Here is a 12878-nt window from a genome sequence, read left to right as displayed (position 1 = left end):
CCTCCCATGACAGACATTGCAGATGCATCGCCCGATGGCCTGACCCACCTCGACCACCAAGGTCGCACCAACATGGTCGATGTCAGCGAAAAAGCCCCGACGCAGCGTGAAGCCCAGGCCCAGGCCTGGGTGCGGATGCGCCCGGAAACCCTGAAGCTGATTCAAAGCGACGGCCACCCCAAGGGCGATGTATTTGCCGTGGCGCGGATCGCCGGAATCATGGCGGCGAAGAAAACCCATGAGCTGATCCCGCTGTGCCACACCCTGCTGCTCAGTTCGATCCACGTCGAACTCAAGGCCTGCACACCGGACAGCGTGAAAATCGTCGGCACCTGCCGTGTCGAGGGGCAGACAGGGGTCGAACTCGAAGCCCTGACCGCCGTCAGCGTGGCGGCGTTGACCCTCTACGACATGTGCAAGGCAGTGGACCGCGGCATGGTCATCGATGACATCCGGCTGCTCAGTAAACAAGGTGGCCGCTCCGGTCATTTCAAGTTCGAGGACGCACAATGATCCTGATCAATTACTTCGCCCGTTACCGCGAGCAGCTCAACCTGGGCGGTGAAAAACTGCCCCTGACCGGCAGCCTCAAGACCATCGAAGACGTGCGCCGATTGCTGATGGCTCGCGGTGAGCTGTGGAGCCATGTGCTCGGTGAAAACAACCTGATGTGTGCGCTGAACCAGGAGCTGTGCCATCCGGACCGGGTGATCGAGGACTACGACGAGATCGCCTTTTTTCCACCGGTCACCGGGGGTTGAGGCATGACGGTTCGGGTCCAGCGTGAAGTGTTTGACGTCGGCCAATTGATCGAAAGCCTGCAGGCGAACGATTCGGGGGTGGGTGCCGTGGTCAACTTCGTCGGCTACGTGCGCGAGATCAATCAGGGTGAGGCGGTCACCGGGTTGTTTCTGGAGCACTACCCGGGCATGACCGAACGCTCGCTGCAAACAATCATCGACAACGCCAGGGCCCGATGGCCACTGAGGTCCGTGGAAATCGTGCATCGTATCGGCCCGTTGTCGATCAGCGAGCCGATCGTGTTTGTCGGCGTCAGCAGCCCCCATCGTCAAGCCGCTTTCGAGGCCTGTGCGTTCATCATGGACTTCCTGAAAACCGACGCGCCGTTCTGGAAACGCGAAGACGTGGCGTGCGGCGCTCGCTGGGTCGATGCCCGTGACAGCGACCGCTCAGCCGTTGAGCGCTGGGCAGATACGCAGTGTCAGGCGGCTATGCAACGCGCGCCGGCGTAGCTACAGTCATTGGCTCAACGCTTTTCTGCACAAGGAATTTCCGCTTGAGCCCCACGCCCTCTCCGATCACGCAACAGGATGGGCCGCAGCCCCGGTCCATCAGCCTGCGCGAAGCCTTCCTGTTCTGGCTCAAGCTCGGTTTCATCAGCTTTGGCGGGCCGGCGGGGCAGATTTCGATCATGCACCAGGAGCTGGTCGAGCGCCGGCGCTGGATCTCCGAGCGGCGCTTTCTGCATGCCCTCAACTATTGCATGTTGCTGCCCGGGCCTGAGGCTCAGCAGTTGGCGACCTACATCGGCTGGCTGATGCACCGGACCTGGGGCGGTGTGATCGCTGGCGTGCTGTTTGTGTTGCCGTCGCTGTTCATCCTGATTGCGCTGTCCTGGGTGTACATCGCCTTTGGCGAAGTGCCCGTGGTCGCCGGATTGTTCTACGGGATCAAGCCTGCGGTCACGGCAATCGTGGTGCAGGCGGCTCACCGGATCGGCTCGCGCGCGCTGAAAAATGGCTGGTTATGGGGCATCGCCGCCGCGTCCTTCTTGGCCATCTTCGTGCTCAATATGCCGTTCCCATTGATCGTGCTCGGCGCGGCGGTCATCGGCTTTTTCGGCGGGCGTCTGGCACCGGAAAAATTCAGGACCGGTGGCCACAGCGCGGCGAAACAGTCCTTCGGTCCGGCCGTGATCGACGATGACACCCCAACCCCTGAACACGCCCGTTTCAGTGGCTTGAAACTGGCGCGCCTGGCCGTGATCGGTGCGATCTTGTGGACGCTGCCCATGGCCATGCTCACCGCACTGTTCGGCTGGGAAGGCACGCTGACCCAGATGGCCTGGTTCTTCACCAAGGCCGCGCTGCTGACCTTTGGCGGCGCCTACGCGGTGCTGCCGTATGTCTACCAGGGCGCGGTCGGCCACTACGCATGGCTGACGCCGACGCAGATGATCGACGGCCTGGCGCTCGGTGAAACCACGCCAGGTCCGTTGATCATGGTCGTCGCCTTCGTCGGTTTTATCGGTGCCTACGTGCTTCAGGTCTTCGGGCCGGATCAAGCGTTTGTCGCCGGTGCCGTGGCCGCCACGCTGGTGACCTGGTTCACCTTCCTGCCTTCATTCCTGTTCATCCTTGCCGGCGGGCCGTTGGTGGAATCGACGCACAACGAACTCAAGTTCACCGCGCCGCTGACGGCCATTACGGCCGCCGTGGTGGGCGTGATTCTCAATCTGGCCTGTTTCTTTGGCTACCACGTGCTGTGGCCCAAAGGCTTCGAAGGAGCACTGGACTGGCCTTCGCTGCTGATCGCGATGGTGGCGGGCATTGCATTGCTTCGATTTAAGCGTGGAGTGATCGAAGTGCTGATCGGTTGCGGGTTGATCGGCCTCGGTGTGCACCTGATGTCCTGAATCAAACATTTACACGCGCCCCAATCCTCCCTAGTATCCAGCCATCCCCGGATGGCTTGTCCTGCTCGCCACCGACGATTTCCGCCGCCGGAAACCTGCGCCATGCGTACTTTGCCGTCAGAACAGCAGTTGCTGAACCTCTCGAACCTGGCCACCTCGCTGCTGGCCGTGGACGGCATGGCATGAAGCGCATCGTCAACCTGCCCATGGCCCTGCGCCGCTCCAAACTGCGTCACTCCGCACGTCCGCCGGATAGCGCCCTGCTCGCCTGATCGGCGAGCCCCCTCCTTCGCTATCCCTGCGTTTGCTCAGCGTATGCAATCCCTGTAGGAGCGAGCCTGCTCGCTCCTACAGGTTGCGCACTTCGACTGGCTGGCATTGGGTTCTCCCAAATTTGCTTGGACACCGACATGACTCAACGTTGCAATTCCTACTACACCGCCACCCTCAACCAGGACACCGATTACCCGACGCTGCAAGGCCGGCACCGGGTTGACGTGGTGATCATCGGCGGCGGTTTCACCGGCGTGGCCACCGCCGTCGAGCTGGCGGAAAAAGGCCTGAAGGTCGCCATCGTCGAAAGCCACAAGATCGGCTGGGGCGCCACCGGACGCAACGGCGGCCAGGTCACCGGCAGCCTGTCGGGCGACGAGGCCATGCGCAAACAGATGCGCCGTACCATCGGTGATGACGTCGACGATTTCATCTGGAACCTGCGCTGGCGCGGGCACCAGATCATCCAGCAGCGCGTGGAAAAGTACGGCATCGCCTGCGACCTCAAGCACGGCCACCTGCACGCGGCGTACAAACCCGCGCACATGGTCGGCTTGCGCAAGGATTACGAAGAGGCGGTGCACCGTGGCATGGGCGACGAGGTCAGCCTGCTCGACCGCAGCCAGGTGCGCGACCTGCTGCAAAGCAACCTCTACCACGGCGCGATCAAGAACACCCGCAACATGCACCTGCATCCGTTGAACCTGTGCATCGGCGAGGCTCGCGCAGCCGAAAGCCTCGGTGCGTTGATCTTCGAGAATAGCGAAGTGCTGGAGATCATCCATGGAGACACGCCGGGTGTACGCACGGCCCAAGGACAGATCGACGCCAACCAGGTGCTGCTGGCCGGCGACGTCTACCACAAACTGGAACCGGGCAAGCTCAAGGGCAAGATTTTCCCGGCCATGGGCGGCATCGTCACCACCGAGCCACTGGGCGATCTGGCCAGACAGATCAACCCTGAAGACCTGGCGGTCTACGACTGCCGTTTCGTACTCGACTACTACCGCCTCACCGCCGACGGTCGCCTGTTGTTCGGTGGCGGCGCCAACTACAGCGGCAAGGATTCACGGGACATCGCCGCCGAGTTGCGCCCGTGCATCGAGCAGACCTTCCCGGCGCTCAAAGGCGTGGCCATCGATTACCAGTGGAGCTGCGCGATGGGCATCGTGATCAACCGCATCCCGCAACTGGGCAAGCTGTCGGACAACGTCTGGTATTGCCAGGGCTACTCCGGCCACGGCATCGCCACCACCCACATCATGGGCGAAATCATGGGTCTGGCGATCACAGGAAAACTGGAACAGTTCGACACCTTCGCCGCCTGCAAGCACATCCGCGTGCCCATGGGCGACCTGCTCGGCAACCCGATGCTCGCCGCCGGCATGTGGTACTACCAGATGCTTGAGCGATTGCGCTGAGGTTGTTGGTCAGCACATTCAGCATGGATGCTGCCTGGGCTGGCCTCTTCGCGAGCAGGCTCGCGAAGAGGCCGGTATATTCAATACATCTGCCAGCAAAAAATCCTCAAGCCTGCACCACCTCAATCCCCAACGCCCGGTAGTCCTCGACATTGCCTGACGCCACATGCCGTTCGGTGATCAGCGTATGCACGCGGTTGCAAGGCGCGACGACAAAGGGTTCCACCGCCCCAAGTTTGTCCGCCGTGGTGACGGCGATCACGTGGGAAGCACAGTCGAACATCGCCTGTTTCACCGGCACCTCATCAAAATGCAGTGAGCTCAAGCCCACCTGCGGGTGAATCGCGCAGACCCCGGTAAACAGCAGGTCGGCCTTGATGCCTGCGAGCAGCCGCAGGGTTTCGTGGCCGCTGGCCGACATCGTCGCCGGGTTGAGTTGGCCGCCCGCCAGAATCACCTTGATGCCTTTGTATTCGGACAAGGTAATGGCGGTCATCGGCGACGCGGTGATCGCGGTAATGGCGATCTCCAGCGGCAGCGAACGTGCGATCTGCAAGGTGGTGGTGCCGGAATCGAACACCACGATCTGACCGTCCTGCACCCGTTGCGCGGCCAATTGCGCCAGATGGGTTTTCACCTCATCGGTTTCGCTGATCCGGGTGAAATAGTCCTTGCCGGTGTCTTTGGGCCGCGGCAACGCCCCGCCGTGCACCCGCTGCACCAGCCCGACACTGGCCAGCTCCGCCAGATCCCGGCGGATGGTGTCTTCGGACACCGCGAAATGCAGGCTCAACTCCGAGGCCATGACCTTGCCGTCACGTTCGAGGATCAACAGGATTTTTTGCCGGCGTACCGATGGAAGTTCGGCAGCGGAATGGTTGTCGTGCATGTTTTTGCCCGTTTATGCATGTAGTTGCGCGTTACACGAGAGTATCCGCAACCCGGAGCAAAAACAACGAACCGGCCAAGTATCATTTTTTTCGATCTTTCAAATCATTACGCCGAATTTTTTATTTTCCCGTGACCTGTTCAAGATGGCGCCGTCACTCATGTTTCGGATGGAAACCTCATGAATATCAATTTTGCTTTTGCCTGCATGATCGTGGTCTCGTTCACCATTGCGCTGGTGCACACCTGACCGACATGTCGCGGGGCGTCAAGATGTGCAAGGTCGAGGTAAAAAGCCTGACAGATCAGGAATATGCTCTATAACCAGTGGTGACACGATTTCCGATCAGCGGGAACTGGAAGGCTCCCCCGGAAGTTGATCTCTAAAAAAGTTGCGGACAATTGAGTGCCCGCCAGGAGACGCCACCGATGAAAGCCCTGAAAATCGCCGCCAGTGAAGGCGCATCCACATGTTTCCTGAACGCCCGGGAGGTGGTCCCGCTCGGTCACACCGACTTCACCGACGTCGCCGTGGCCGTGGTGTCGGTCAATGATGTGCTGGCCGGATCCCTCGACGTCATTCAGCGCACCGGTTTTGATATCCCGATCTTCCTGGTGGCGTCCCCCGGCACCAGCACCCACCCCCGGGAAGTCTACAAACACCTCAATGACGTGCTGCTGCAAGTGAACGGCATCTTCGACCTGTCGCCCAGCAACGTCGAATACCATGGCAACCAACTGGAGACAGCGGCCAAGGCCTATGAAGAAAGCCTGCTGCCGCCGTTCTTCGATTCGCTCAAGCATTACACCGAAGCCGCCAACGCCACCTTTGCCTGCCCCGGTCACCAGGGCGGCCAGTTCTTTCGCAAACATCCGGCCGGTCGGCAGTTTTTCGACTTCTTCGGCGAGACGCTGTTTCGCGCCGACATGTGCAACGCCGACGTCAAGCTCGGCGACCTGCTGATCCACGAAGGCCCGGCGCTGCTGGCGCAGAAACACGCCGCGCAAGTGTTCAACGCGGACAAGACCTACTTCGTGCTCAACGGCACCTCGGCCTCGAACAAGGTGGTGACCAACGCCCTGTTGACCCCCGGTGACCTGGTGCTGTTCGACCGCAACAACCACAAGTCCAACCACCAGGGCGCGCTGTTGCAGGCTGGCGCCACGCCGGTCTACCTGGAAACCGCGCGCAACCCCTACGGCTTCATCGGCGGCATCGACGCCCACTGCTTCGAAGAGGACTACCTGCGCGAACTGATCGCCGAAGTCGCCCCGGACAAGGCGCAGCTGCCGCGGCCGTTTCGCCTGGCGATCATTCAGCTGGGCACCTATGACGGCACCATCTACAACGCCCGCCAAGTGGTCGACCGCATCGGCAAGCTGTGTGACTACATCCTGTTCGACTCGGCGTGGGTCGGCTACGAGCAGTTCATCCCGATGATGAAGGACTGCTCGCCGCTGTTGCTGGATCTCGACGAGAACGACCCGGGCATCTTCGTCACCCAGTCGGTGCACAAGCAGCAGGCCGGTTTTTCCCAGGCCTCCCAGGTGCACAAAAAGGACCGCCACATCAAAGGCCAGGCGCGCTATTGCAACCATCACCGGCTCAACAACGCGTTCATGGCCCAGGCGTCCACCAGCCCCTTCTACCCGCTGTTCGCCTCGCTGGATGTGAATGCGCGCATTCACTCAGGCCGCAGCGGCCTGCGCCTGTGGGAAGACTGCGTGAAGTTCGGCATCGAAGCGCGCAAGTTGATCCTCGAAGCCTGCACCATGGTCCGCCCGTTCGTGCCCTACAGCATTGAAGGGCGCGCGTGGGAAGACTATCCGACGGAAGAAATCGCCAACGACATCCGCTTCTTCGAGTTCCATCCCAAGGATCGTTGGCACGCCTTTGCCGGATACGCCGAGAAGCAGTACTTCATCGACCCGTGCAAGTTGCTGTTCACCACGCCGGGCATCGACCCGGTGGACGGCAGCTACACCGACTTCGGCATTCACGCCGGCATCCTGGCCAACTTCCTGCGCGAGAACGGCATCGTCCCGGAAAAGTGCGACCTCAACTCGATCCTGTTCCTGCTCACCCCAGCCGAAGACTGGGCGAAGATGACCCACCTGGCCGCGCAAATCGCCCGTTTCGAACGCTTCATCAGCGATGACGCGCCGATGAGCCGGGTGCTGCCGGCGATCTACGCGCAGCATCAGGAGCGCTATCGCAACTACACCATTCGCCAGCTCTGCCAGGAAATGCACGACCTGTATCGCCATCACAATGTGCAGCAGTTGCAGAAGGACATGTTCCGCAAGGCACACTTCCCGAAAAAGGCCATGAACCCGCAGCAAGCGCAAATCGAGTACATCCGCGGCAACGTCGAACTGGTGGCACTGGCGGATGCCGACGGGCGTATTGCCGCCGAGGGCGCGCTGCCTTATCCACCGGGCGTCCTGTGCGTGGTGCCGGGTGAGATCTGGGGCGGCGCGGTGTTGAAATACTTCCTGGCCCTGGAAGAAGGCATCAACCGCTTGCCCGGCTTCACACCGGAGTTGCAGGGGGTTTATCTGAAGGAGCATGAGGGGCGTATTCGCGCTTATGGATATGTGATCAAGGCTTGACCCCTGTGCAGGCGTAGCCGCGGGCACGGACCGCGGCTACGCCTGTATTTCCCTCCCCCCTCGCCTACACGGGGCGCTCCCCTGACGCCGTTTGCCCGCATGCACCCGCTTGTGGCAACAGGCTGATTTCAACCCGTCGGTTCGCCGCACGCCCGGTTTCGCTGTCATCACTGCTGACAGGCTGGCTGGCGGCAAACCCCTGCACCGCAAAGCAACTGTCAGGAATATCACCCATGCGTTGCATCCAGTCACGCACGGCCGAGGCCCGGGCGTGGGAAAGCTGCTGATTGTGCTGCGCACTGCCTCGACCATCCGTATGCCCGCCAATGACGATCAGCCAGCCGGGCTGGGCCTTGATGTCGACCAGGGCGCTGATCAGGATCTTGGTCGAGCCCGGCTTGAGCTCGGCGCTGCCGGCCTCGAACAACGACAGGCTGTCCAGGCGCACCGGCGCGACAATAGTCGGTGGCGGCTGCAATAGATGCGCCAGGCGTTGCTCGGCGACGCCGGTCGAGCCCAGCCACCAGGCTCCGCTGACCAGGCCCGTCACAACGGCTGCAGCGCAAAGCCACCGGGCCAGGGGACGCTTCGCCGGCGGCATTTCAGGCATGGGCAAGGGGTTGGGCGGCAATATCACCACGGGCATCATCACAGCCGGCGCCGGCTCCCTTGCAGGCGGCGATAGCGTGCCGACCACAACGCTGCTGCGCTGCATGCGCCGGATCAGGCTCTCGATCTGCTGGCGCAAGGCATGCAGGGCCACCACCGGCGCTTGTGCCTGCAGCTCCAGGCGCTGCTGCAAACGCGCCAGCCCGCTGTCCAGTTGAAGCAACTCGGGGAAGTGTTGTGTTCCCGGCGCCAGATTGCGCAACAACGCCTGCCACTGCACGCACAGCCAGACGAGGATATCCAGGCGCACCGACGCCATGGGTGGCCAACAGGCCGCCCACTGGCCGCACAGGGTTTCGATCAGCGTCACCCCCTGGGTCATGCCTTCCACGCCATGCCGCTGGCTGCGCGCCAGGGCAAACGCGGCGGCCGTCTGCAGGTCTGCGCCGTTGTGTTCGAACAGTGCCAGGCACCACTGCTCCACTCTCGCCCAATCTACATCGGGACAGGCCGGATGACTCAACTTCGCCAGCTCTTCGCGCAGCGCAATAAACTCACCGTAACCGCGCGGATCACCGCCCAGTCGAATACGCATTTCAAATAGCACCGTCAGCCTCCGTTGCTTTATAAGTTCAGGATTTCGACAGCCATTGCTGTCGTTTCAGATGGCGCACCAGGACTTTGCCCTCCGCTGCCAGTGTGGTACCGAAGGTCACCTGCCGGCCGCTTTTGAGCAGCACGTCGAGGCTGTAGTCCAGATGGCCTGGCAAAGCTTGCTCGAGCAACTCGATGTGCACGGTCGCCAGACGCGGTTCGTACTTGCTCAGGGTGTCCTGCATGGCCCTCATCAACACGTGCGCCGAGCCCGGCAGGCCCTGGAGGATCTGGCCCATGTCGGGAAGACCGTAATCGGGCAGGTGCGCGAGTGTTCCGGCCCGGCTGTTGAGGATGCGTTGCAGGTTGTCCAGTACCGACAGCGTGTGCTGGTCCTCTTCATTGACTTGATACAGGTCCAGGTCACCGTCGAAGTTCTGCAGCAGTGTTTCGTAAAGCGATGGATTGAGGTCAGGCATGGTCAGTCCCGGGCCAATGCGCGCAGGGTCAATTGGTTGTCCCCCAGCTCGATGACCCGTGCCCGGTCCGGGTCGAGATCGTCGCGGTTCAAGGTCAGGCGCCAGGTATTCATCTGCACATCGGGGTTACGAAACAGCGCGACCACCGTGACGAAACGCGCGTCCTTGTCCAGCGGCACATCCAGTTTCGCGCCCTCGCCAGGCTTGATCACCAGCGCCCGGGTATCGAGCAAATTGCCGGCCAGCGCCTGCTCGTCGCCACCGAGCAGGCTGTCGTAGGAAGCCCTCAGCAGCGCCTTGCTGTCGCTCAGTTGATAGACCCGCACCAGCGTCGGGACCGACATCGCATTCATGTCCGCAACATCAGTGTTGATGGCCGTGCGGGCACTGAAATCCAGGCGCAAGTCTTTCACCTGTTTGTAGAAAATCGAGCGGGTGGCAGATGCCGTGCCTTCCGAGACAGTCTGAGTGACACCACAGCCGGCGAGCACTACCGCCAGCGTCGTCAGGATCAATGAATTACCAACGGTACGCGACATGCCGTGCTTCCCTGTTCCGAGTGTTTTTCGACAGGCCCTGGTAGCGGCCCAGATTGATGGTGATGGTGTCGTGTTCCGCGCCCTGCCAGGTGTCACTGCCCGAACCCAGCATGCCGGTCATGCCCAGGCGGATCGGCGCCCGCCCCAGCACCGGTTGCGGCAAGCTGCGCACCGGCAGCGACAACTGCAGCCTGGCGGTGCAGCGCCAGCCCAGGTAGACCCGCAGCAACACCAGCAGATCGTTATACAACTGGCCATCGGGCAACCAGCCCCGTGCTTCGTCCCGGTCCCTGGTGAACAGCGCCAAGTGCAGCTGGCTGTTGGCGTCGAATCCGTTGCTCCCCAGCGGCGTGCCCTGGGACAGGCTGACCGGACGACTCGCGGACAGACTCGCCGGATGGGCCAGGGGGATTCTCTGTGGCCAGTGCGGCGTGATCCTGGCCCGGGTCTCTGGAGCCAGCAGCGACACCAGAGCGGTGATGCCCTCGGCGTTGCGGGTGGGCATGCGCATCACACTAAGCAGCGCGAGAAACCGCGAAACCGGCGTGGCAATGCGCTTGGCCGTGCCGGGAATGCCAAGACCGACCAGACCCAGCAGACACTGCGACGTCGCATCACTGCCGCCGGCTTCGAAGGTGGCCGGGTAGGAATACTTGCGCCAGATCCGATAGAACTGGGTGAAGATCCGGTGGTTGAAAATATCCAGAAACACCTCAAGCGCCTCATGCCCGTCGCGGCGCTGGGCAATGTCGTCGACAAAAGCCGTCGGCAATGGCGAATCCACGCCGTACAAGCCCAACAGCCGCGTACGCACCGTCGCCGGACGCAGCGGCTGCCGGTCATCGATCTCGATGCACTTCAGCTCACCGGCGGGAAAGCCCATGCCAGGGTCCGGGCGAAACCGTACCGGGTCGTCTGCCGGATGGCTGGTGCTGCCCAGCGGCGGATGGCCTGGCAGGGCTTGCTCCAGCAGCTGGCAGAACCGATACAGACTGGCCTCGGCCACCCGCCCCTCCAGCACCTCGAGCAATCCGCAGGCTTTCAGCCGGGAATACGCTGACTGTGGTTCTCGTTCCATCGCAGGCACTTTCCAGTAGGTTGAAGGATCAGCGTGAGCTGGTTGAACAGGTGAATGTCGGCGTACAGCGCGAAGAAGCGATGGAGCATTTCGCCGAACAGGCTGATGTCGCCCTCGCCGCAAAAACCATGGGCGTCGAGGGTCACTTCGATGTCCACGCCGCGCAGCAGAAAGCCCTTTTCGAACCGCTGCACCAGGTGGTGCCTGACTTCGACGATGGCCGCCAGGCGACGGCGGTTCAGTTCGCTGCCGGTCCAGTCGTACAGCGCCAGGGTGCCGCGCAGCACTTCGGCGTTATCGAGCATCGGCAGGAAGTTGGAGCCCAGGTGGCTGAGTACGCGCCAGTGGAAACGATCGCGGTTCGGCGGATAGCACGGCAAGGTCGGGGCGCTCAGATTGCGCACGCGCAAGCCGCTCAAGGCGGTGTTGACCAGCCCATCAAGCAGGGTGCTTTGCAGCGCCTTGCGTGGCAGCAGGCCGTGGGTCCCGGTCAGTTGCAGGGACAGGCTCTGGCTGCCCTGCAAGCGATCCTGATCGAAGCCGTCGCCCCCGAGAATCAGCCAGGTATCGTGCAGGCCAATGGCGCCTCGCTTGAGGCGGGTATGGAAGTAACGCTCGGGCGCCTCGTCGCGCAACATTCCGCCCTTGTGACGAAAACTGCTGAACGGCACATAGTCCAGACGCTCGGTGTTCTTCGATGCGGTGACCCGGTCCACCGAGTAAATTTCCGTGTGACCGTCCTGCAGGCGCATGGGACGCAACAGGTAGTCGGTTTGCAATGGATCCAGCGGCATCGGATCGGCTTCCAGGGTGAACAGATTGATCACCGGTACCGCATGCAGGCGAAGGTGTTCGGCGCTCAGGTTGAATGCCTGCGGCCACGACTCGCGCAGGACCACCTCCAGTTCGAACCAGGGCATATCCGCAGTGATGTTCACCTGCTCCAGGCCATGGAGGGTGACGAACATGAACTTCTCGCGGAAGGTGAAATATTCCAGCAGCAACTGATAGCCGCTGAACGCGCTGTCGCCCTTTGGCCACAAACGGTCCTCGTCGGCAAAGCCCTTGGGCGCGAAATGACCTGCCAGTGCAACTCGTTGCGCCTCGCCCGGCAGGCGCACATACAACGCCTGGGCATGCAGGGTCAGGGCCTGATGCAGCGCGCTGGCCAGAGGGGCATCGGCGTTCAGGTACATCGGCACGCGGCTGAGGTCGATCTGGCTCCAGTCGATCGCCGTTGCGCAGGCAAACCGCAGGCGCAGCAGCGAGCGGCCGTCGGGCTCATGGGCCAGGCGCAAGGATTGCAATTCGATGGGTTGCAGCCGCAGGTCCTGGGTGGTGGTGTAACGGCATACGGTACGCTGCGGCCCGATGGGTTGCGAGAGCACCTCCTGCCCGGCGGCGATCAGCTCGCTGCGCCTGAGCTGTGCCAGTTCCACCTGGAACTCGACGATCGACAGCGAGGGAATGGTGCGCAGGTAATGGGGCCACAACAGGCTGACCAGGCCTTCGGTCAACTCCGGCAAGTCGTCGTCGAGCTTTTCGCGCAGGCGCCCCATCAAGAAAGCGAAGCCCTCGAACAGACGCTCCACATAGGGATCGCGGGCGCCGGGTTTGTCCAGGTTCAACTGCGCCGCGCGGTCGGGAAACGCTTGCGCAAACTCCTGCCCGGCTTCGCGCAGGTAGCGCATCTCGGCGTCGTAATAACGCAGTGTCAGATTGTCCATG

12 protein-coding genes are annotated in these 12878 nt (G+C 62.1%); 6 read left to right on the top strand and 6 right to left on the bottom strand.

Features of this window, described 5'->3' with window-relative positions; genetic code table 11:
• The first annotated feature begins 6 nt into the window (after positions 1 to 6).
• The 5 genes from moaC (at position 7) to KGA85_RS09010 (ending at position 4350) form a co-directional block, all read left to right on the top strand.
• Positions 7 to 513 (top strand): cyclic pyranopterin monophosphate synthase MoaC, encoded by a 507-nt coding sequence (gene moaC, locus KGA85_RS09030; protein ID WP_223456738.1) that lies wholly within the window; start codon positions 7 to 9, stop codon positions 511 to 513.
• Positions 510 to 761, top strand: a complete 252-nt coding sequence (moaD, locus tag KGA85_RS09025) for a molybdopterin converting factor subunit 1 (RefSeq protein WP_223533278.1) — start codon at positions 510 to 512, stop codon at positions 759 to 761. Before moaC ends, moaD begins: the two co-directional genes overlap by 4 nt.
• A gap of 3 nt (positions 762 to 764) precedes the next feature.
• Positions 765 to 1253 carry a molybdopterin synthase catalytic subunit MoaE gene (gene moaE, locus KGA85_RS09020; protein WP_223456735.1) on the top strand — a complete coding sequence of 163 codons (489 nt, stop codon included), beginning with the start codon at positions 765 to 767 and terminating at the stop codon, positions 1251 to 1253.
• 44 nt (positions 1254 to 1297) lie between these two features.
• On the top strand, positions 1298 to 2656 hold the full coding sequence (chrA, locus tag KGA85_RS09015; protein ID WP_223456733.1) for a chromate efflux transporter: 1359 nt from the start codon (positions 1298 to 1300) through the stop codon (positions 2654 to 2656).
• 410 nt (positions 2657 to 3066) lie between these two features.
• Positions 3067 to 4350, top strand: coding sequence for an NAD(P)/FAD-dependent oxidoreductase (locus KGA85_RS09010; protein WP_223543064.1), 1284 nt, complete (start codon positions 3067 to 3069; stop codon positions 4348 to 4350).
• Between the two features lie 106 nt (positions 4351 to 4456).
• Here the strand turns inward: KGA85_RS09010 and KGA85_RS09005 are convergent, their stop codons facing one another.
• Entirely contained in the window at positions 4457 to 5239 is a 783-nt protein-coding gene (locus KGA85_RS09005; RefSeq protein ID WP_223456729.1) for a DeoR/GlpR family DNA-binding transcription regulator, read from the bottom strand.
• 428 nt (positions 5240 to 5667) lie between these two features.
• On the opposite strand from KGA85_RS09005, the gene speF reads away from it, so the two are divergent.
• A complete protein-coding gene (speF, locus tag KGA85_RS09000; protein WP_223456728.1) occupies positions 5668 to 7851 on the top strand; it encodes an ornithine decarboxylase SpeF in 2184 nt (727 codons plus the stop codon).
• Between the two features lie 64 nt (positions 7852 to 7915).
• On the opposite strand, the gene KGA85_RS08995 is transcribed toward speF, so the two are convergent.
• The 5 genes from KGA85_RS08995 to tssF are packed head-to-tail and all read right to left on the bottom strand — an operon-like array spanning position 7916 to position 12877.
• Positions 7916 to 9055: an OmpA family protein gene (locus KGA85_RS08995; RefSeq protein WP_223456726.1), complete on the bottom strand. Its 1140-nt coding sequence runs from the start codon at positions 9053 to 9055 to the stop codon at positions 7916 to 7918.
• Between the two features lie 37 nt (positions 9056 to 9092).
• A complete protein-coding gene (tssE, locus tag KGA85_RS08990; RefSeq protein ID WP_150725442.1) occupies positions 9093 to 9533 on the bottom strand; it encodes a type VI secretion system baseplate subunit TssE in 441 nt (146 codons plus the stop codon).
• Positions 9534 to 9535: 2 nt separating this feature from the next.
• Positions 9536 to 10072: a type VI secretion system lipoprotein TssJ gene (tssJ, locus tag KGA85_RS08985; RefSeq protein ID WP_223543063.1), complete on the bottom strand. Its 537-nt coding sequence runs from the start codon at positions 10070 to 10072 to the stop codon at positions 9536 to 9538.
• Entirely contained in the window at positions 10053 to 11150 is a 1098-nt protein-coding gene (tssG, locus tag KGA85_RS08980; RefSeq protein WP_223533279.1) for a type VI secretion system baseplate subunit TssG, read from the bottom strand. Before tssG ends, tssJ begins: the two co-directional genes overlap by 20 nt.
• Positions 11114 to 12877: a type VI secretion system baseplate subunit TssF gene (gene tssF, locus KGA85_RS08975; RefSeq protein ID WP_223456718.1), complete on the bottom strand. Its 1764-nt coding sequence runs from the start codon at positions 12875 to 12877 to the stop codon at positions 11114 to 11116. The genes tssG and tssF overlap by 37 nt, the downstream gene beginning before the upstream one ends.
• Position 12878 lies beyond the last annotated feature (1 nt).

It is taken from the genome of Pseudomonas sp. GL-B-12, from assembly GCF_019955895.1.
Classification (GTDB): Bacteria; Pseudomonadota; Gammaproteobacteria; order Pseudomonadales; family Pseudomonadaceae; genus Aquipseudomonas.
This window is presented reverse-complemented; position numbering and strand designations above follow the sequence as displayed.

Coding starts and splice junctions, on each gene's coding strand:
- moaC (WP_223456738.1), top strand. CDS start 7: ATGACAGACATTGCAGATGCATCGCCCGATGGCCTGACCCACCTCGAC.
- moaD (WP_223533278.1), top strand. CDS start 510: ATGATCCTGATCAATTACTTCGCCCGTTACCGCGAGCAGCTCAACCTG.
- moaE (WP_223456735.1), top strand. CDS start 765: ATGACGGTTCGGGTCCAGCGTGAAGTGTTTGACGTCGGCCAATTGATC.
- KGA85_RS09010 (WP_223543064.1), top strand. CDS start 3,067: ATGACTCAACGTTGCAATTCCTACTACACCGCCACCCTCAACCAGGAC.
- KGA85_RS09005 (WP_223456729.1), bottom strand. CDS start 5,239: ATGCACGACAACCATTCCGCTGCCGAACTTCCATCGGTACGCCGGCAA.
- speF (WP_223456728.1), top strand. CDS start 5,668: ATGAAAGCCCTGAAAATCGCCGCCAGTGAAGGCGCATCCACATGTTTC.
- KGA85_RS08995 (WP_223456726.1), bottom strand. CDS start 9,055: ATGCGTATTCGACTGGGCGGTGATCCGCGCGGTTACGGTGAGTTTATT.
- tssE (WP_150725442.1), bottom strand. CDS start 9,533: ATGCCTGACCTCAATCCATCGCTTTACGAAACACTGCTGCAGAACTTC.
- tssJ (WP_223543063.1), bottom strand. CDS start 10,072: ATGTCGCGTACCGTTGGTAATTCATTGATCCTGACGACGCTGGCGGTA.
- tssG (WP_223533279.1), bottom strand. CDS start 11,150: ATGGAACGAGAACCACAGTCAGCGTATTCCCGGCTGAAAGCCTGCGGA.
- tssF (WP_223456718.1), bottom strand. CDS start 12,877: ATGGACAATCTGACACTGCGTTATTACGACGCCGAGATGCGCTACCTG.